Genomic DNA, 20,666 nt, shown 5'->3' on the forward strand with positions numbered 1-20,666 from the left:
TTCCAAAAACGAAGTACTTTTTTGAAAACGTTTGCTTAGGAGTGAAAAAATGCTAAAAAAGCGAGATGTCGGATAATCGACACCTCGCTTGCACTATTTATTCTTTCTCGCCTTGCTCTTCATTTGATTCAGGCTGTTCTTCTTTTTTCGAGATGTTCACTTTCACATCTTCTGAGGTACCACTTGCATGATGCCCTTCAGGAAGTTTACCTTCTTCAACTAGAGAACGGATTTGTTCAGCATCAAGAGTTTCAATCTCTTTGAGCGTTTCAGCTACAAGATTCAACTTGTCCTGGTTCTGAATTAGAATTTCGCGACAGCGCTCATAAGCTGACTTAATGATTTTCTGAACTTCAAGATCGATTTCATTAGCAAATGAATCACTATAATTCTGTTCATTTTGGATATCACGTCCAAGGAAGACGTTTCCTCCCTGACTTGAACCAAACTGCATCGGACCAAGCTTTTCACTCATACCATATTCCGTAACCATGCTACGAGCAATCGCCGTTGCGCGCTGGAAGTCATTACTTGCACCGGTGCTTGCTTCACCGAACGTAATTTCTTCTGCGACACGACCACCAAGTAGACCAATAATTTTATCAATCAACTCAGGCTTAGTCATCAAGTAACGATCTTCCTTAGGAAGAGTTACAGCATAACCGCCAGCCTGACCACGTGGAACGATAGTAACTTTATGAACAATATCTGCATTATCAAGCTCAGTACCAATAATTGTATGGCCAGCTTCGTGATAAGCAACAATGTTCTTTTCTTTCTGAGAAATAACGCGACTTTTCTTAGCTGGACCAGCAATTACACGGTCTGTCGCTTCATCGATATCGTTCATGTCGACCTTTGTCTTGTTATGTCGAGCAGCCACTAGTGCAGCTTCATTCAATAAATTCTCAAGGTCAGCACCAGAGAACCCAGGTGTACGCATCGCAATGACTTTCAAATCAACTTCATCACTTAGCGGTTTGTTTCGAGCGTGTACTCGAAGTACTGCTTCACGGCCATTTACGTCTGGACGGTTTACCGGAATTTGACGGTCAAAACGTCCCGGGCGAAGAAGTGCCGGATCAAGAATATCCGGACGGTTTGTAGCTGCAACGATAATAATACCTTCGTTAGCACTAAATCCATCCATTTCAACTAATAGTTGGTTAAGAGTCTGTTCACGCTCATCGTGACCGCCACCAAGACCTGCGCCACGTTGACGACCAACAGCATCGATTTCATCAATAAAGATAATACAAGGTGCGTTTTTCTTCGCATTTTCGAAAAGATCACGTACACGGGATGCACCGACACCAACGAACATTTCTACGAAGTCAGAACCAGAAATCGAGAAGAATGGCACTCCAGCTTCACCAGCAACAGCCCGTGCAAGCAATGTTTTACCGGTACCCGGCGGTCCAACAAGAAGAACCCCTTTTGGAATACGTGCCCCAACTGCCGCAAACTTACGAGGATCTTTCAAGAACTCAACAACCTCTATAAGCTCTTGCTTCTCTTCATCAGCACCTGCAACATCTTTAAATGTTACTTTCTTCTTTTCTTCACTGTATAACTTTGCCTTACTCTTTCCAAAGTTCATGACACGGCCACCGCCGCCTTGAGCCTGGTTAAGTAAGAAGAAGAACAGAATGAAGATAATAACAAAAGGAATAATTGACGTTAGAAATGTAACCCAGCCGCTTTGTTCTGGAGCCTTTTCAACAGTCACTTTTGTGTCTTCTGAGTTAATAATATTCTCTACAGCATTTTCAGAGTCCGGTACATTCGTAACGAATGTATTTTCTTCACTATCTTCATCGCCGCCAGCTAACTGACCTGTGACAGTGTAGACACCTCGCTCAGGCTGTATTGTTAATTCTTGAATCTCACCATTATTCAGTTTTGATTGAAATTCGCCGTAATCCAACACGTTAGTTTCATTGTTCGTTCCGTTAAAGAAACTAACAACACCTACTACGACGAGAAATATTAACAAATAAAATATTGTATTTCGGAAGATACGATTCATTCCTTACCTCCTCCCACGAACAGGAAACCATAGATTATCTTACCATACTGGCACAACTAACTACAACAAATTAACCTTGATAAATCTCGGGCTTGAGAATCCCGATAAAAGGAAGGTTACGATATCTTTCAGCAAAATCAAGACCATATCCGACAACGAATTCATCTGGAACGATAAAGCCAGCAATATCAGGTTTAAGGTCAACCTTTCTTCCTGTCGGTTTGTCAAGAAGTGTTACGATCTTAATCGACTTCGCTTTACGGTATTTCAAGAGGTCGATGAGATAACTAAGGGTCAAACCGCTATCGATAATATCTTCGAGAATGAGGACGTCTCGTCCTTCTACAGAAGTATCAAGATCTTTAATGATCTTCACTTCTCCGGACGATACAGTCGAATTACCATAACTTGAAACATCCATAAAGTCCATTTCAATATGACAGGTCATTCGCTTCGTTAAGTCCCCCATGAAAGGCATTGCACCTTTGAGTACGCCAATCACAAGTGGAAAGCGCTCCTCGTACTCATCTGAAAGCCGTTTACCCAATTCACGGCATTTCTCCTGGATTTGTTCTTCACTAATTAATGTTTCTTGAATTTCGTTCAACATCAGTGGTATTGCCCTCCCAACCTATGTAAGTGTTTTTTTTCATAGTGCACATGCACACGCTTTTTCTTTTTTGCAGACAGTGATGTTTTTTCAGAACGAGCTACTCCAGCGACCCAAACGATATGGCCCATCGCATCCTCGACAATTGGCCAGACATCGCGTTCTGAACGGTCTATTTTACGGTCGATAAAAATATCCTTTACCTTTTTCGTTCCTATCATGCCTTTTGGTTGAATTCGATCACCAGGACGCCTTGAGCGTACAACAAGCGGAAGCAGATCTTCCTCAATAAGTAAGTCATCCCCCGAGAGATTAGATGGCGTATCCTCAATCAAAATGGAGGTAATCGTCCCCAGCGGAGTTTCCACCGTCCCCTGTAAAGGTAGATGATACATATACGGTTCTGGTTTCAAATAGGTTTCAAAAGAAAAATAAGATGTGGTATAAGATTTTACCGCCCTTAATTCCATGGGCAGATCAAGGGAAGCAGAAGGATGCTTAGAATCGAGCATTAACTGCAAGTCCTCAATATGTATAGAAGAAAAAGGAGTATTGCCTGTATAAAGATAGTTTAATATTAGATGAATCACTCTTCTTTGTAAAGGAATAGGAAGACGATGATACGCATTGTTATCCATCTTCACAAATTTGTCATTTTGATCTAGGATTATTTCTCCTAATTGCTGGTTCGCAAGGTCCATTAAATACTGTTCATCACTTTGAAGGCGCTCGCTATATAATTGGTACCTAGTATGAACATTTGGATTCTCTTCCTTTAAGAAAGGAAGAACAGCCTGCCTGAACCGATTTCTCATATAGCGATCACTCAGATTTGAGGGATCAACACGAAAAGAAATGTCATGTTTGCTGCAATAGTCTAAAAGTTGTTCTTTTGTGACACATAAAAATGGTCGAATAAGCTCTCCATCTGCAAAAGACCGCTTTACGGGAATACCACTTAATCCTGATCCTGTACTTCCATGAACCTGCCTCATCATCATGGTTTCAATTTGATCATCCCCGTGATGCGCCAGGGCAAGGCGAGTCGCACTATATTTCTTCATCACTTGTTCAAAGAACTCATAGCGACACTCTCTTGCAGCTACCTGTGTTGAGAGGCCGTTTTCTTCTTTATAGCGTCCTACATCAACAGATGAAGATTCAAATCGAATTCCTTCCTGCTCACAAAAACGTTCCACGAAGGTTAAATCTGCGGCTGACTCATATCCCCGAAGTTTGTGATCTACATGGGCAACGACAATAGTTAGCTCTAAATCGGCCGTTTTCCTTTTTAAATAGTGAAGCAAAGCAACAGAATCTGGCCCGCCTGAAACACCAGTTACAACTATATCTCCATGGTGTAGCAAATTATGTTTCTGGATAAATCGGTCGACTTCCTGTAGCAACTTCAGTCTTCCTCTCGCTCTGTTGTTCAAACAGTTTTTCATTTTAGTACTAATATCCTAACCTCGTCTATTTCAAACCCTTCTTTCTTTAAAAGACGTGGCTAATTAAGTATAAAGTATAGAAGAATAGAATAAAAGCAAACAACAGCACCGTTTCAAGCCAACCAGTGCGCTTTTGTTTCCCTTGCCTTGATTGGTTCCTTTTTTGAGTCACTCTTGAATGAGATTGATCCGCCTTTCGGATCCCTCCAGATGACTTCACCCCCTGTAGACTTAAAAAAAGTTCCTGTCGCATCTCTGCTGCATCACGATAGTTGCCTAAAAGCGCTTTTTTAAGAATAGGTTTGTATCCTCTAAGCAACGCGCTACTTTCAATCTTATTCATTAAGAATAGAGCTGAATCCTTCTTTGGACGGTCAAATCGCTGTGGATAAGCAGAATTGATCATGATCATAGCAGTCGAAAACAAATCATATGATGGCTCTGCAACACGTGTGCCAAGGCCCCAGTAGCCACGATCAAAGAATTCAGTAAACTCTTTCACAGACCTCCCCATTGCTGTCGTACCCCCAACATCTAACCAGCGCATCGTCGGCGGTGATCCTTCAACGAGTAGATTATCAGGCTTCAAGTCACCAAATGCCCACCCTTCATGATGAAGGGCCGATAAATCCCGAAGGAGCTGTAGTGTTAATATGCCAATCCACTCTTTTCCTCTGCGTTCTATAAAAGGGAAGAGCGGCTCACCATCGATGTATTCCATCACATAAAATGGATACCGTTTGCCGTTTATTTCCCAGTCATCAATCTCATAGAAAAACGGCCCAAGAATTGTTCCCTGGACCATCGAAAGCTGTTTTAGAACATTCACTTCAGAAGAGATCGACATACTGTCACAGCCCACCTTAACAGCAACTCGTCCTACGGCGGAGTCTGCTAAATAAACCGTCCCGAGTGCTCCGCTGCCGAGCCTCTTCATGATGAGGTAGCTTTGCTGACTCCATTTGCCTCTTATTCTTGTTCCACGAGGAACATTAGCTGCCAGATTCTTCGAAGTAGCGGTCATCTTCAAGTCGTCCTCTCCTGGAGCGTTTCTGTTCATAAGCTTCAATGGCTTCTTTAAGGGCAGGACCTGTCGGCGTAATTCCTCCTGAAGTAAGCTTCGGAAAAATCTTATGGATGTCTTTCATCTGAGGTGTCCAATTCATAAGTTGTTCTACTTGCTTTCGTTTCCCGGGAAATGCATAAAGTGCGTATTCATTGTTTCCAATTCTAGAGTGAAGACTAATAGAAAGATCCAGGAGCGCATCCTCGACAGTTGGAAGTTTATGCTGCATGCTCGCACTTGTATCGATCATGATTAATACTTCAAGATCCATCGTTTCCCCCAATTCATCTACCACCTCTACCACCTGCCCCCGCTTGTCAGGAGGTAAATCTTCTATCTCTTTTTCGCTTCCCAGAATGGATTGCAGTTCTTTATGAATAAATCCCTGTATCGTCTGGGTCATCGCTTTTCGAGTTACCATCTGTACCGTATGCGACAATTGCATTGCATAAACGAGCTGGTGGATGCCGCCTCCTGATAACGCAATATCCTCAATCTCTTTTAGTCCACTATCTGTCCGCTCATTTTCATCAATGACGCCGATCACGTTCACCGTCATACCGTGCTCTCTCGCAAGAGCCGCCATTGCAACCGGATCTTCCCCCTGGTTGGAACATCCGTCCGTAATCAGTAGAATCTGTCTAAGTGTTCCTTTCTTCATTTCGACTCCTCCTTTTTTGCTGTTACAAGCATCGCCCGCAGGAGGAGAGTTTATACATGAAGGCAATCGTTCCTACTGTGCCTTTTTCTTTCTGAATGAAGGAGCTGAATAGATCGGAATCGTTGACCACTTCGGAATGTTTCGCTTTACTCTTGCCACGACAATCGTCATATCATCATCAATTCTACCGTACTCTGTGCGAATCACCTCTTCCATAATGAGATCAGCAATTTCCTGAGGCTTATCGGTGGCAAGCTCTCTGATTTTTCGTTTCATCCAGAACTCAGGATTCTCTATGTTTTTCACTCCTTCATAGATGCCATCGCTCATCATAATTAAGAGATCACCCGCCTTCAGCTGCTCACTTACGACTTCAACATCGAATTCTGGGATAATGCCCATCGGTAAGTTCCCCGATTCTACCATCAGCACCCGGTCCCCTCGTTTAATAAAGCTAGGGATGGAACCAATTTTAAGGAACTTCGCTGATGCATCCTGTAAATCGATCATAGCAAGATCAAGTGTTGAAAAAATCTCATCTGTATTTCGTAATGACAGCACGGAATTTACTGATTTAATCGCAACCGTTTCATCAATGCCTGAATGAAGGATTTTCTGAAGAAGTTGAATGGTTTCTGTACTTTCCTGATGAGCTCGTTCTCCATTACCCATTCCATCGCTGATCGCAATGGCGTATTTACCTGCACCAAGCTCAATCGTAGAGTGACTATCTCCTGAAATCCACGCCCCTCCTTTCGCAGCATTTGCCACACCTGTTTCCACAATAAAATCTCTTGCAGATGCGAAATAAAGATGACATGTTTCATGCTCATGCTCAGCACATACTTCCTTTTTTACGATAATATTCTCTTTTAAAATGTCGGAAAGCATTGGGGCTATAACTTTCTCCCCTTCACCACGTCCTCCACACGCAGGGATTTTCATTTCAATATCGACATTTCCCTCCTCAAGGCTATAGATTTCAATTTGCCCTACTTCAAGACCCATACTTTGAATGGCATCCATGATTTGTTCTTCCTGCTGGTGAAGATTATCACGTTCCTTTTGTATTTCCTTCGCAAAGTCCCCCATAACGTGAGATACACCAAGCAACTGATCTGCAACAATTTTCCTGCTTTCACGAACCTGTTTTTTCAGCATACGGTTCGCGTGGTAATGACTCATCTCCTTTCCAATAATATCAATAACTTTGCTAGACTTATTGCAGTGCTTATCGAAATCTCTTTTTAAACTATGATTGTTAAGTTCAGTTGTATGTTCAAGTTCTTTCATAATACCTGTCATGTATTGATAGGTTGTATCGAAATTCTTCGCCCAACATGTTTCTTTTTTAAAACACGTCTGGCATGTTTTTTCTGTTACATGACTTAAAAAATAATCAATTTCTCGTTCTGATTGATCATCAGGTTGACCATCCTCATCTGTAAAACTTCTTGAAAGAGCTTGAAACAGGCTCGAAAATTGTTCAACGCGATTAGCTGTTACATCCCTCACCTTCCTCAAATATTGCTGTTGTTCATTGGCATGCTCCACCGTCCCGGGTATATATTTAGAAAGCTGGGACGTAATTTTAGATGGTGTGCAAAAGAATAATAGTATTGCAATAGCTGACTCCATCAGATTAGGATATAGTAATTCAGGACCGCTTCCATATAAGGCAATCAACAGAGTACCTATCAATAATCCCAATCCGACCCCTATTTTTCTACCATCTTTCAATAGACCTCCAAGTAAACCAGAAAAAGCTAGCATACTCATTTGATAGAGACTGGTCACATTCGCAAGCGCGAGAATTAATCCTGTTACCACACCAACAGTGGAACCTATAGCTGCCCCACCAACGTAAGCAAACATTAAAACAAGATACCGGGATAAAATATTTTCGATTGAGAAGCCATAAACAACCCAGCCGATGGTTCCAGTCAGCATCGTCGCAAGCAGAATAATAAAACTGATAATCTCTTCATTTTTAAGAGCTTGCGTGCGCTTCTTCATGGAAAGCACCGGTATGCTCTGAATAAAGATAATCGTTAAAATCATTCCAAGCGCACCTTCAACTACTGCCAGAATCCAATTCGTATTCGCAAGCGTTCGTTCCGTTAGTAAACTAAGAATCAATCTCCCTAGCATACTTGTTGTAAAAACGAGAATTGGGAGAGTTTTAACTAGTGAAAGCGAAGAAAGTTTCACAAATCGATTAATAATCAAGAATACAAGGATTCCCAGCATGATAAACGCTGTATTCCCTAAGTTAGAGGTTGAAACGGCACCAGCAAGTAATGAGACCATAATCATTGGTGCACGGTCACGTTTCAAAAAAAAGACGGCACCAAAAAACGGAATTGCGAAAGGAGTTACCTGCGTGAGGATGACAGCTCGTCCTAGAAGAAAACCAATCGCAAACAACAAGAGACCACGCTGAAATAAGATCAATTCGAGTTTTCCTTTTATCCCTTGAATCCATTTCCCCATCCTGGACCTTGATCTTTCCATCACCAATTCGCTTTGCATTCCCCCACCTGCTTTCCTTTGTTCTATTTTTTCACCGATCTGCTAGAAGCAGTTTGTATTATTCATTAAATCACAGACGAATTTCGCTTTTTGTCAAAAAAAGAACAGATAAACCTTAAACTTCTCGACTTCTTTCAGGGAAGCTTGTCAACCACTTGTAGAGACAGCAAGAAACCTGTAAACAACTGGAAGTGAATTATCCGCTATTGAGGGGCATTAAAGTATAGAAAATCATAGCTTTAAAGTACTTTGTTTAAGATTTTAGGGATTGGAAATAAAAAGGTCGAAATCTTAAAAATAAAATAGAAAATAAATGGTCAATATTTTGTTATAACAAATAAAAAAGCCCTTCATTCGCTAGAATGAAGGGCTTAATGATCAAACTATGTATTGTTTTCAATAAGTTCATGTTGAAATTAGTTAAATGGTGACCCGTACGGGATTCGAACCCGTGATACCGCCGTGAAAGGGCGGTGTCTTAACCACTTGACCAACGGGCCATACTATAAAAATGGTAGCGGCGGAGGGGATCGAACCCCCGACCTCACGGGTATGAACCGTACGCTCTAGCCAGCTGAGCTACACCGCCATTTTACTGTTGCTTTCTTAAGCACAAAATATATAATACATGGCCGCAAAGTTGGTGTCAACTTCTTTTTTACACTTTTTTCTTCATTACATCGCCGATTTTCTTTATACGCCCCGTGACGTTCGCCATCTTAAGAACAAAACAAAACAGGCATGTAAGCATGCCTGTTTCGCAAAATATAATTTAGTAGACAACAAGCCCTAGCCGCGACGTGCGCCGCGACCACCTCGTTTTGACTCTGTTTGTTTCTTCAAAGTTGAAAGGCGGTCTTCACTGTCCTTTAGGAACTTACTCATTTTGTCCTCAAAAGATTCTACTGGTGGACGTCCGCTTCCGCGAGGCTTCCCTTTGTAACCACCACCGCCAGGTCTTCCACCGCCTCCTTGAGGACGGCCTCCACCCTGAGGGCGACCTTGAGGACGACCCTGAGGGCGTTCAGATGCAGGCCGATCTTTTGCTTTCTTAATAGATAACCCAATTTTACCATCGTTTTCAACCTGGATGACCTTAACCTCAACCTGATCGCCAACTGTTAGAAAATCATTTATGTCCTTAACATAGTTGTCTGCAACTTCACTAATGTGAACGAGACCTGTCTTACCATCTGGCAGTTCAACAAACGCGCCAAAATTTGTAATACCTGTTACCTTTCCCTGTAACTTGCTGCCTACTTCGATTGCCATGTAAAAAAAGCTCCTCCTTAAAATCTTTAAAGATCAGTCGTACGTTAATTATACCCTTTCAAAAAACAACGTGTCAATTTGAGGAAGAAGGAAGCTTAAAGATTGTCTCCCCGGGTTTAGACATAAAGTAGTCTCTCCGTGCCAATTCACCGATGTAATCTAAATTATTTAATTTCTCAATTTCTTCCTTTAGATATTTTTCCTGTTCTTCAAGTCGCACTAATTCTTCTTCAGCCTGCTTTTGCTGTATGTTTTTTTCTTCGATCGTTGCTGCCTGTGAAGTGAACACGGAGATAAATAGAATAGCTATGGCTAAAGCAGCCACCGCGAATGCAGTCAGGCGACGAACCAGACCTCTCCGTCTACGTTCCCTAACTTTACTTTGGAGCTGTTTCTCTTGATGATAATCCGAATGAACTTCTGTTACTTTAGGCTTGTGCTTATTCGCAGTAACCAAGCTTTTCCCTCCTCACTTTCTTATTTGGGTAAACCAATGGTATATGTAGTTCTTTATTTTATCGGCAATTCCTGCTGTTTTTATTAGGACTCTCTGAAGCGGGTGGGGAATTAATTTCCACAATAACATGATCATCCACTTAATCGGTACCCAAAATAGCTTGATGATAAACCAGAATATGGTTGTACCGATGCTCACTACCATCATACATAAGCTAAATAAAAGTTTCAATATGAACTGAATCGGTTTATAAACAAGGTAAGTGAATAGGGATCGAACAAAACGAATGAACGTGATTCCTATTAGAATAATTCGTTCAAGAGTGTTGCGGTATAACTGTTGAAATAGTGCTCGATAAGCAGCATATCCACATAATAAGGCCAAAAAGACATAAAATCGAAGTGCGCCTTCATTTACGAGATACAACACGTAAAAAATAAGAAGTCCTTGAAGCAGCCAGAAAACAAGGTCATTCGCGTATAGCCATAGGCTTTTGCTTCTATCAGGATGAAGAAAACGGCTATAGGTATCCATGGCTATACCAAGCCACACCCCCATAGCCACCATGGCAATCATCGTATAAAATTGCACCGTCAACGTCATTTGAATAGCTTGCTAAAGAAGCCTTTAGCTTTTTCCCCTTCATGATGGTCAAGGTAACTGAGATCAAAGATTTTTCCTTCGATTGAGACGCGTCCCTGCTCCACGTTCAAATTCTTCATCTTAAGATGCTGCCCTCGTATTGCAAGAAAGCCCATGGACGTCTCAAGTAGAAATTCTTCATTATCAAAGCTATCTACATGCTTTACTCCAGTAATTTCAAGCGATTTACGTGCTTTCATAACGAGGTCATGTTCAGGTGTGCTCGCAGTTTTATCATAAGAACCATACTCATAATAATTATCCATCGCTCTCCCCCCTCTTCTCGATACATGTCTATGAAAAGATAAGGGCATTTAGAACGAGCTGTGCAATCGACGTTTTCTTTTATACAAGCAGGCATTGTTTCAACATTTAGATAGATCGTGATATTGCCACATATCGTTCTTGATCACTAAAAAAAGACCCGATCGGGTCTTTTTTATTGTCCTGCTGCTTCTTCCTTTATTATCGTAAACATATTTCCCGCTTCGTCTTTTTTTGTGGTTTCCTTGAGTTCATCCACACGAGCTGTTACTTTCTTGTGACCAAATGAAATCACTAGCTCATCACCTGGTTTCACATTTGTACCTGCTTTTGCTTTATTGCCGTTTACTTCGATCCGTCCTTTATCACAAATTTCTTTTGCAATTGAACGGCGCTTTATTAATCGTGATACTTTTAGAAATTTATCTAACCTCATGAACTGCACCCCTTACTTAATTCCTATTTGCTTCGCTTCATTCCAATATTGGTCAAGCTCTTCAAGAGATAAATTCTCCAATTCAAGCCCTTTCTCCTTTACCCGTTTCTCAATATATTGGAAACGTGCGACAAATTTATGATTTGTTCTATGAATGGCAACTTCAGGGTCAATTTTATAAAAGCGTGCCAGATTTACGATCGCAAACAGTAAATCCCCAAGCTCATCTTCTTGATCATCGAATGCTTTCTCGTAAATGGCTTCTTTAAACTCACTTAATTCTTCCTGAATTTTCCCCCAGATTGGCTCTTCCTCATCCCAATCAAACCCTACTTTAGCAGCAGATTTTTGAATCTCATTCGCACGCAGCAATCCAGGCAGTCCTTTCGTTATCTGATCAAACTGGGAAGGCATTGATTCTTTCTCCTGCTCTTTTACGCGGTTCCATACCACGGCTACCTCCTCGGCGGTTTGAACCTTTTCCTCCCCGAAGACGTGCGGGTGACGTCTAATTAGCTTATCGTTTAAATTTTGAATAACATCATCAACAGTGAACATTCCCTCATCTTCTCCGATTTGGGCATGCAGCATCACTTGTAACAGGACATCTCCAAGCTCGTCAGCCAGTTGCTCTTCGTCCTCTTCATCAATCGCTTCAATGACCTCATAGGATTCTTCAATTAGGTATTTCTTAAGCGAAGTATGGGTTTGCTTCTTATCCCAGGGACACCCGTTCGGGCCACGTAATGTTGCCACAACTTGCCTTAACCATCCAAAGTCTTTATAAAGGAGTTTATCCTCTTTCACAGGTGGAACATAAACGGCTGTTAAATTATTTACTTCAATTGATCGATCTAGCTCGAACAATGGCACAGTAGTAATAACTTCATCGCTACTACCTGCAGCCTGAACCACAGTTACCTCATAGTCGTCCGGAAGGAGCTCCATTAACGTTAACTTAACCGTGGAAGCAGTAAATTGATCATACACCTGAACAAAAATAAGGTGATTTCGCACCTGCACTTCAGACTTAGTAAATCGCGTCGCATCGAGGATCTGACACCCTTCGATTGGATCGATTCGAACAGCAGTAAATAGCGCATCAAGAAAGCTCTGTCCTCCCGCTATCTTAACATTAATCCCGTGCTTTTCCTGCTCTTCAAGTAAGAGCTGAACCGTTGCTTCAGCCATCATGGGATGACCAGGGACTGCATAAACGATTGAACCTTTATCGGCCTCCTGAAAGAGACGGTCGACGATTGTACGATATGTATCTTCAAATGATTCTTTATTCTCGTACACATCATCAAATGCAGTCATCTTCAGACCATCTTTACGCAGTTCCCTTAGCACTGGGTGATCCATCGTTCTGACAAAAAGCCTTTCTGCAGAATGGAGCGTTCGATAGCTTCCGAGAGAAAGCTGACTCAAGTCACCAGCGCCAGTTCCCACAATCGTAATTGCATGTTTCATACCTTATGCTCCTTTCCTTAATTTCTGATGCAACATGGATACCTTTTCACCTTTAGGTAGTTGCATTAATTCCGGCTTTGTAAATACTTGCAGCATGATTAAAGACAAACTCAGTACCACAACACCAAGCGCTGCACCTGATAACGCATGGAGGCTGGCTGCCCCCCTTGAAGAAGATGTTGGAATGATCAGTTGTAGTAATAGAACGGACCCGGACATCATTGCCACTGCAAATCCCGTTCGTTTTAAACGAAAAGGATATTTTCTGAGTCCCACTCGTCTATGGACGGCTGCACCAATTAAGGATGCTACAGTAATAAAGCCGAACACCGTGGCATATGCTGCACCGTTAATACCAATTAGCGGAATCAGGATAATATTCAGAAATGCCTTTAACAAAACACCAAGTCCTGCATAACGTGCAGCCTGTCTCGCTAGACCAATACCCTGTAAAATTCCTGCCCCTGTCATAGCAAGGGAACTAAAAAGAATGGCTACAGCCAGAATGCTCAGGGTATACGATAGGGAGGCATCTGTAAAAAGCATTCTATTCGTGTCCTTCATAATGATGAAAAGACCTGCTGCAGCTGACAGTCCGATAACGAGGCTGACTTTAAGCGACAGTCCTGCTTTTTCACGGATCGATTCGATGTTTTCTTCTTCTGTAGCTTTCGAAATCACAGGCACAATTGCAAGCGACAATGACGTAGCAAGCACAACTCCGACCTGCATGAGCGGCTGCCCGCGGTCAAAAACCCCTTTCATTTCTTTTGCATCAAGCGAAGATAAACCGTATTCCGTTAACCCCGGCACTATCGTTAAAGCATCCATAAGCTGGAACAGGACCATTACCAGTGCACTAACGCAAATAAGGACCCCTTCTGTTAATAGCCTGCGGGCGACTCCAAGGAACCGAAAAAGATGCGTACGAAATAAAGCTTTTTGCGTCGTGTTTTTCCTTATGCGAAGCACCAGGAGTAGCAGGAAAGCAGCTAACCCGCCGATGATCGATCCCGCTGCAGCACCTGTACCCGTCGCATACGGACCATAACCGTTTATAACAAGGCCAATGGAAATAGAGAGAATGGCTACGACACGAACAGACTGTTCGACTACCTGAGACCAGGCAGTTGGAATCATATTCTCTTGACCCTGGAAGTACCCTCTGATTGATGCGATTCCGGGCATAATTAAAAATGAAAATGCCGTAGCGCGAAGAGGCGTTTGCAGTGCAGGATCTTCCATTAAATCTGCTAATAGCGGGGATCCTGCATAAAGAACCACAAACCCTGCCGTCCCGAGTGCAGTTAGAACGTAAAAGCTATAACGCGAGAGTTCTTCTGCTTTTTCAACTTCATTCTTTACAATTTGTTCCGAGACCAGTCTTGATACAACAACTGGAAAACCATATGTAGCGAGAATTATCGCGATGGAGTAAAAGGGATAAATTTGTTGATATACATAAAAGCCAAGATTACCGGTTATATTTTGATAAGGAATTCTATAGCCTACGCTCAAGACCTTCATAAATAGTGCTACTGCAGTGAGCAGAAGCGCGCCATGCCAGAACCCCTTTTGATTTGCATTGGATTTCATACACACCTACCATGCACTTATTGCTTGATTATGTAAGAATTATATCATACCAATTGAGGTGGGGAACTTCTGAAAACTTAGAAACCCGCGTTATGATAGTTGCTTTATTCATCGAAATTTACCGATAGAGCAGGTTTAAATAAAGAAACAAAAATGGAGGCTAATGCCTCCATTTACTCTAACCTTAGTGTTCCATTTGCCTGGCAAGAAAGCCAGCTGCTGTTTCGGAAAGCTTTTGTTCTAATTCGGTCACTTTTGCCTCATCTTTTGCAAGCAGGATCACCGTTCCGATTGGATCGCCATTCGCAATAATAGGGGCGATGACATGTCCGGTTTCGACAGGTACTCCTTCTATTAGTTCAGATTTGTTCTCATTTAAAAGGCATTTTCTCTCATTCATCGCTTTCTCTACTGCATCACCAATGCTTTTATTTAGATAATCTTTCTTTGAACCCCCTGCAGCTGTAATAAAAACATCACGATCAGATATTAAGGCGATATGTCCTGAATGTTCTGCAAGCGATTCAGCATATTCCTTTGCAAAATCACCAAGCTCACTAATAGGAGAATACTTTTTCAGAATAACTTCTCCTTCTCGATCAACAAAAATCTCCAGGGGATCTCCTTCTCTAATCCTGAGTGTCCTGCGAATTTCTTTCGGAATGACAACACGACCCAAATCATCAATACGACGAACGATACCTGTTGCTTTCATCTAAGTTGCCTCGCTTTCTGGAAGTTGTAGGTGATTGCTCCAATCACTGTTGTTATTACTTGATCTACAATATCTTTCCATTAGTATCTTTTCGAGGCAGTCGTTCTATTCACAAACCTGTCAAAATTATGATTTTTAGCCAGATTCGTCTTTATTTCGCATTGATTGGCTGCTTCATTGCCTGCTTAACTTTCTTTAAAACCTTTTCAACGAGTTGAAGATGTGCCTTTGTTTCAAGGCCTCTTCCTTTAACCGTTACCTTCACTTTATTACCATCAGCACCGAGTGCTAACTTATTACCAAATTCATTAGCGACATCGAAAATGGTTTCGCCGCCTATTGCTTCACGTGCAGATTCGTGGAAAAGCAGTTGAATGTCTTTTTTACTTCGACCTACTTTTTCTACCTTTACGTCTTTGGCAATTTCTTTCATACGAGAAACCTGGAACAGATACTCCACTTCTTCAGGGAAGTCACCAAATCGATCCATCATTTCGTCCTGTAAGTCCATAATATCTTTAAGTGATTCAATCGAACGGAAGCGTTTGTACATATCTATTTTCTGCTTCTCGTCATTGATATACGTACCCGGAATGTAAGCATCGACTTCTAGATCAATTTCTACGCTAAACGCGGCTTCCTTAGGCCCGTCACCCTTACGCACTTCAATCGCATCTTTAAGCATCTGGGAATAAAGATCAAACCCAACTGAATCGATAAAGCCGTGTTGCTCAGCACCAAGCAAGTTACCAGCACCCCTGATGGAAAGATCACGCATTGCAATTTTAAAGCCTGAACCGAGCTCAGTAAATTCCTTGATTGCCTGAAGTCGCTTCTCAGCTACTTCTGTTAGTACTTTATCCCGTTGGTACGTAATGTACGCATATGCAACACGGTTCGAGCGTCCAACACGTCCCCTGAGCTGATAAAGTTGGGATAGTCCCATTTTATCTCCATCATATACAAGCAAAGTGTTCACGTTTGGAATATCGACGCCTGTTTCAATAATAGTCGTACTAACAAGAACGTCGTAGCTTCCATCAAGAAAGTCGATCATCACAGCTTCAAGTTCTGTTTCACTCATTTGGCCATGGGCATAGGTAACCCTTGCTTCAGGTACGAGCGTTCGAATTTGATCCGTCATGTATTCAATCGATTCAACTCGGTTGTATAGGAAATACACCTGGCCGCCCCGCGCAAGCTCCCGCTCAATAGCCTCTCTTACAAGCGTGCCGCTGTACTCAACTACGTATGTTTGCACCGGAAAGCGATTCTCCGGTGGTGTTTCAATAACTGATAGATCGCGAACTCCCAACATCGACATGTGAAGCGTCCTTGGAATTGGTGTGGCTGTCAGGGTTAGAACATCGACATTTGCTTTTAACTTCTTGATCTTTTCCTTATGAGTTACACCAAAACGCTGTTCCTCATCGACAATAAGTAACCCGAGCTGACTGTACGTCACATCCTTTGAGAGAAGTCTATGAGTACCGATGACGATATCAACCGTCCCATTCTTCAAGCCTTTGAGCGTTTCATTTTGCTCTTTCCGTGAACGGAAACGGCTCAACAGGCCAATGTTAATTGGATGATCAGCAAAGCGCTCCTGGATTGTAGCAAAATGCTGTTGAGCAAGAATTGTCGTAGGCACAAGAAACGCTACCTGTTTTCCATCCATAATCGCTTTAAAGGCCGCACGGATACTAACTTCCGTTTTTCCGTAGCCCACATCTCCACAAAGCAAGCGATCCATTGGGCGGGATTTCTCCATATCTTCTTTAATTTCTTGAATGGCTCTCAACTGATCGTCGGTCTCCTGATAAGGGAATGCCGCTTCAAACTCCCTTTGCTCTTCTGTATCCTTCTCAAAGCTATGACCAACACTAGCCTCTCGTTCGGCATAAAGCTTGATTAAATCATCGGCAATATCTTCTACCGATGATTGAACTTTACGCTTAACTTTCTTCCATTCCGTTCCTCCAAGTTTATAAAGCTTCGGTTCTTTCCCTTCAGAACCAACATACTTCATGACCTGGTCGATTTGTTCAACTGGCACATATAAATTATCGTTGCCAGCGTAGCTTACATAGAGATAATCTTTATGAATACCACTTACTTCAAGAGTACGAATACCGAGATACTTACCAATTCCATGGTTCACGTGAACAATATAGTCGCCAACTTTTAACTCCGAGTAGCTTTTAATTCGTTCTGCGTTAGACATTTTTTGTGAACGACGAGGCTTTTTCGATTGCTTTGTAAATACTTCAGCCTCTGTCAATACAGCAAGTTTCTGCATCGGAAGCTCAAATCCACCATTTAAACTACCAATTAAAATTTGCGGCTGCTGATGCGATATTGGTGTATCTTGTTCTACCATCATGGTGTTAATCTCATAATCTTCAAGAACACGCTCAAGTCGCTTGCGGCGTTCTTCGGAAGCTGCAAGGAAGACGATGGCCATGCCACTTTTCTTCCACCGTTCAATTTCAGTACTCAGAACCTTCATTTGACCATGAAAATTCTGCATCGCCTTGCTTGATACATTGACGATGTTTTGTGGATTTGTATAAGGAACATGTCGCAAAAAGATTGAGAGATAAATGGTCGAATGAACAGGTTTTGAAAATAACGTATCATAAGATCTCGATAGGGAAACAGATGATACAATCTCTCCTTGTTTCAGAAGAGCTGTCTGCCATTCTGCTTCTTCCTTATCCAGATCTGTCGACATTTCTTGAATTCGGCTCACTTCATCAAAAACGACTAGTCCATCTTCAGGGAGATAATCTAGCAAACTTGCAGGTTGATCATAGTAAAAGTCCATGTACTTAATGACACCCTGAAAACTTTGTTTATTTTTCAACTGATCAATCTCATACGTAATGTTCTGATGCATGGCTTCTTTCGCTTTTTGATCCTTTACTTTTTTCAATGACACCTGTAATTCTTCCTGGAGTCGCTGTGCACCTTTCTCGTAGTGTTCAGGGAACAACACTACTTCATCTGCTGGACCGATTGTAATTCGCTCTGTTTTATTCGCTGACCGTTGCGATTCAATATTGAAGAACCGGATGGAATCAACTTCCGTATCAAACAATTCAATTCGAATTGGATTATTCTCAGTTAAAGGATAAATATCAATGATTCCACCGCGCACGCTAAATTCCCCGGGAGAGGATACCATTGGAACACGTTCATACCCCATCGCTACAAAGGTTGCCAAAGTTTGGTCGAGTGGAATGTCATCCCCAACCGTAAAGGTCATCTGGCTTTTTTCCCAGATCGCTTTCGGCGGAAGATACCGTCTCACTCCTGATATCGGTGCAATGACGATACCATTCTTGTTTTTCATCCAATAGTTTAATGCTTCCATCCTCTGACCCCTTAGTTCGGGACTTGCAATCGCAATTTCAGAGGAAATTAATTCATTAACGGGATACAAATAAACTTCATCTGCAGGGACAAGTTCACTCATGTCTTCATAAAGTTTCTGTGCTTGATACAAATTGTGGGTGATGATCAGCTGTGGGCGCTTTGTTTCATGGTAAAGGGATGCCATGAGAAGCATGCGCGCAGAACCAGACATACCTGCCACCAGCTGCTCTTTAAGGCCCTCCCTCACACCTGAAAAGACGGACTGAAATTCATCGCCTTTACTGAAATATTCTCTTAAGCCTAACATTGTGTGCTTATTCTCCCCTCTCACTCTATAAGAACAGACCAATCTTATGTGTATTGTTTATTTAACGCAAAAATGCTTTGGTTCAACTCCCAAAGCTACTTACTGAATAAATGTGTCAAGCTCATGATAAGACGGTGTTCGTTCCATCGCTTCATGACAGTCTTCACATATCGCTTTCACTTCAATTGTACCATCGTGATGATAGTGAATCATGGACTGTCGCTCCTCCTGCGTAAGCTGTTGAAAACCAAGTTCCTGAACTGAAATATTAGTTCGGTTCAGCTTACCGATCCCCGCACCGCAGTGACGACATACATAATGAATAGCCATAACATATCCTCCCTGTCCGTATCTTTTACTAGTATGGACGGGATAATTGAAGGATATTCAAGCGTTATACTGATTCATCACTTCAGGGAAGGAGTCTGTCGTCCAGGCTTCACAAGCTTTAACTGTCCGTTCAATGGCATCTTGAATTGGCTCAAGCTCTTCCTTCGTAAAAGGCTTTAACACATAGTCGATCACTGAGTTTCGGGCAGAACGGTCAATACCTATCCTTACTCGTTTAAAATCCTGGGTATGAACATGCGTTATGATGGATTTCATCCCATTGTGTCCACCTGCACTTCCTTTTTGCCTAAGCCTTACTTTACCAGTAGGCAGATCCAAATCGTCATAAATAACAAGCAAGTCTTCTACTTCAATATTGAAATATTCCATTAGAGAACATACTGATTCACCTGACAGATTCATAAACGTTTGTGGTTTTAATAAATAAACAGTTTCCCCGTTTACAATCCCCTTTCCATAGATCCCCTGAAATTTCTTTTGATCAAGAGAAATACCCATTTCTTTCGATAACTGGTCAATTGCCATAAATCCTACATTATGTCTTGTATGTTCAAATTTCTTTCCCGGATTTCCGAGACCTACAATTAATTTCAACGGAGGGCCTACCTTTCATACTTTTCTTCTATCGTATCAAAAATCAGGGCAAATATTCACCTGTTCACCCTTTATCTTGAAAAAAAGACGTAACCCGTTCGGTTACGTCTTTGATGTTTATTCTGTTTTTTTCGTTTCGTCACCAGTTTCCTCTTCATCAGCCGGTGGCTCTTCTGCTACTTCATCAGCCTCTTCTTCATCTTCAACAGGCTCTTCAGTTGGAGGTACCACAGAAGCAATTGGCTCTTCAGTGTCTACTAGTACTTCATATTTATCACCTTTAGGAAGATCGCCAACTTGAACAGCGTCTCCGATATTCAATTCTGAAACATCAACATCGATGCTGTCAGGGAAATCATTCGGCTTCGCTTTGACTAGAATTTCGTGAAGCATTTGCTGAACAACGCCGCCTTCTTTGCTTCCTACTGCATTGCCAGTTAAGTGAACCGGAACTTCCGCTTCAACTTCTTTGTTAAGGTCAACAGAATAGAAGTCAACGTGTAGCACATGATTCTTGATTGGGTCTACTTGCATATCATAGACCATAACAGGATACGTTCCCTGTCCTTCAAAATTTAGTTCAATAACACCGTTTTTTCCAACTTGACGGTAAACTTTAATGAATTCAAGAGCGTCAACCTGTACGGGTGCGCTTTTGCGATCTTTTCCGTATAAAACGGCCGGAAGACCTTCTTCCGTTTCACGCAATGTTCTAAGTTCACTTCTTTTAGTAGTATTACGATCTAATGCTTTTAATGTTGCTGCCATTTGAAATCACCTTCCTGAATAGGTTTTACTCTTCTACTCTTCTATATGGATACCCATATTCAGGAGG

Annotated in this window: 18 protein-coding genes and 2 tRNA genes; all 20 read right to left on the reverse strand. The window is 41.9% G+C overall.

Features of this window, described 5'->3' with window-relative positions; genetic code table 11:
• Positions 1-97: 97 nt before the first annotated feature.
• The 20 genes from ftsH to ABFG93_RS11275 all read right to left on the reverse strand — a co-directional run bounded on the left by ftsH (position 98) and on the right by ABFG93_RS11275 (position 20,599).
• Positions 98-2,029, reverse strand: a complete 1,932-nt coding sequence (gene ftsH / locus ABFG93_RS11180; protein WP_347548131.1) for an ATP-dependent zinc metalloprotease FtsH — start codon at positions 2,027-2,029, stop codon at positions 98-100.
• A gap of 70 nt (positions 2,030-2,099) precedes the next feature.
• Positions 2,100-2,639: a hypoxanthine phosphoribosyltransferase gene (gene hpt, locus ABFG93_RS11185; RefSeq protein ID WP_347548132.1), complete on the reverse strand. Its 540-nt coding sequence runs from the start codon at positions 2,637-2,639 to the stop codon at positions 2,100-2,102.
• Positions 2,639-4,045 carry a tRNA lysidine(34) synthetase TilS gene (gene tilS / locus ABFG93_RS11190; protein WP_347548133.1) on the reverse strand — a complete coding sequence of 469 codons (1,407 nt, stop codon included), beginning with the start codon at positions 4,043-4,045 and terminating at the stop codon, positions 2,639-2,641. The genes hpt and tilS overlap by 1 nt, the downstream gene beginning before the upstream one ends.
• Before the next feature lie 88 nt (positions 4,046-4,133).
• Entirely contained in the window at positions 4,134-5,111 is a 978-nt protein-coding gene (locus tag ABFG93_RS11195; protein WP_347552820.1) for a protein kinase domain-containing protein, read from the reverse strand.
• Entirely contained in the window at positions 5,080-5,814 is a 735-nt protein-coding gene (locus ABFG93_RS11200) for a VWA domain-containing protein (protein WP_347548134.1), read from the reverse strand. The genes ABFG93_RS11195 and ABFG93_RS11200 overlap by 32 nt, the downstream gene beginning before the upstream one ends.
• A 72-nt stretch (positions 5,815-5,886) precedes the next feature.
• Positions 5,887-8,346, reverse strand: coding sequence for a stage II sporulation protein E (gene spoIIE, locus ABFG93_RS11205; protein WP_347548135.1), 2,460 nt, complete (start codon positions 8,344-8,346; stop codon positions 5,887-5,889).
• A 425-nt stretch (positions 8,347-8,771) separates the two neighbouring features.
• Positions 8,772-8,846 (reverse strand) — tRNA-Glu (locus ABFG93_RS11210).
• 12 nt (positions 8,847-8,858) lie between these two features.
• Positions 8,859-8,935, reverse strand: a tRNA-Met gene (locus ABFG93_RS11215).
• Positions 8,936-9,135: 200 nt separating this feature from the next.
• Complete coding sequence (locus ABFG93_RS11220; RefSeq protein WP_347548136.1) at positions 9,136-9,618, reverse strand: S1 domain-containing RNA-binding protein; 483 nt, start codon at positions 9,616-9,618, stop codon at positions 9,136-9,138.
• 73 nt (positions 9,619-9,691) lie between these two features.
• Positions 9,692-10,075 carry an FtsB family cell division protein gene (locus ABFG93_RS11225; RefSeq protein WP_347548137.1) on the reverse strand — a complete coding sequence of 128 codons (384 nt, stop codon included), beginning with the start codon at positions 10,073-10,075 and terminating at the stop codon, positions 9,692-9,694.
• A 12-nt stretch (positions 10,076-10,087) separates the two neighbouring features.
• Positions 10,088-10,678, reverse strand: coding sequence for a spore cortex biosynthesis protein YabQ (gene yabQ / locus ABFG93_RS11230; RefSeq protein ID WP_347548138.1), 591 nt, complete (start codon positions 10,676-10,678; stop codon positions 10,088-10,090).
• Positions 10,675-10,983 carry a sporulation protein YabP gene (yabP, locus tag ABFG93_RS11235; RefSeq protein ID WP_347548139.1) on the reverse strand — a complete coding sequence of 103 codons (309 nt, stop codon included), beginning with the start codon at positions 10,981-10,983 and terminating at the stop codon, positions 10,675-10,677. Before yabP ends, yabQ begins: the two co-directional genes overlap by 4 nt.
• A 173-nt stretch (positions 10,984-11,156) precedes the next feature.
• Positions 11,157-11,417, reverse strand: a complete 261-nt coding sequence (locus tag ABFG93_RS11240) for an RNA-binding S4 domain-containing protein (protein WP_347548140.1) — start codon at positions 11,415-11,417, stop codon at positions 11,157-11,159.
• A 12-nt stretch (positions 11,418-11,429) separates the two neighbouring features.
• Positions 11,430-12,890 carry a nucleoside triphosphate pyrophosphohydrolase gene (gene mazG / locus ABFG93_RS11245; RefSeq protein ID WP_347548141.1) on the reverse strand — a complete coding sequence of 487 codons (1,461 nt, stop codon included), beginning with the start codon at positions 12,888-12,890 and terminating at the stop codon, positions 11,430-11,432.
• A gap of 3 nt (positions 12,891-12,893) precedes the next feature.
• On the reverse strand, positions 12,894-14,486 hold the full coding sequence (locus ABFG93_RS11250; protein WP_347548142.1) for a putative polysaccharide biosynthesis protein: 1,593 nt from the start codon (positions 14,484-14,486) through the stop codon (positions 12,894-12,896).
• A gap of 184 nt (positions 14,487-14,670) precedes the next feature.
• Positions 14,671-15,201, reverse strand: coding sequence for a stage V sporulation protein T (spoVT, locus tag ABFG93_RS11255; protein ID WP_347548143.1), 531 nt, complete (start codon positions 15,199-15,201; stop codon positions 14,671-14,673).
• A 151-nt stretch (positions 15,202-15,352) separates the two neighbouring features.
• Positions 15,353-18,886 (reverse strand): transcription-repair coupling factor, encoded by a 3,534-nt coding sequence (gene mfd, locus ABFG93_RS11260; RefSeq protein WP_347548144.1) that lies wholly within the window; start codon positions 18,884-18,886, stop codon positions 15,353-15,355.
• 99 nt (positions 18,887-18,985) lie between these two features.
• A complete protein-coding gene (locus tag ABFG93_RS11265) occupies positions 18,986-19,216 on the reverse strand; it encodes an anti-sigma-F factor Fin family protein (protein ID WP_347548145.1) in 231 nt (76 codons plus the stop codon).
• Positions 19,217-19,273: 57 nt separating this feature from the next.
• Positions 19,274-19,831, reverse strand: coding sequence for an aminoacyl-tRNA hydrolase (pth, locus tag ABFG93_RS11270; protein WP_347548146.1), 558 nt, complete (start codon positions 19,829-19,831; stop codon positions 19,274-19,276).
• Positions 19,832-19,948: 117 nt separating this feature from the next.
• Positions 19,949-20,599 (reverse strand): 50S ribosomal protein L25/general stress protein Ctc, encoded by a 651-nt coding sequence (locus tag ABFG93_RS11275; protein ID WP_347548147.1) that lies wholly within the window; start codon positions 20,597-20,599, stop codon positions 19,949-19,951.
• Positions 20,600-20,666 lie beyond the last annotated feature (67 nt).

This window comes from Pseudalkalibacillus hwajinpoensis (genome assembly GCF_039851965.1).
Taxonomy (GTDB): Bacteria; Bacillota; Bacilli; order Bacillales; family Guptibacillaceae; genus Guptibacillus; species Guptibacillus hwajinpoensis_E.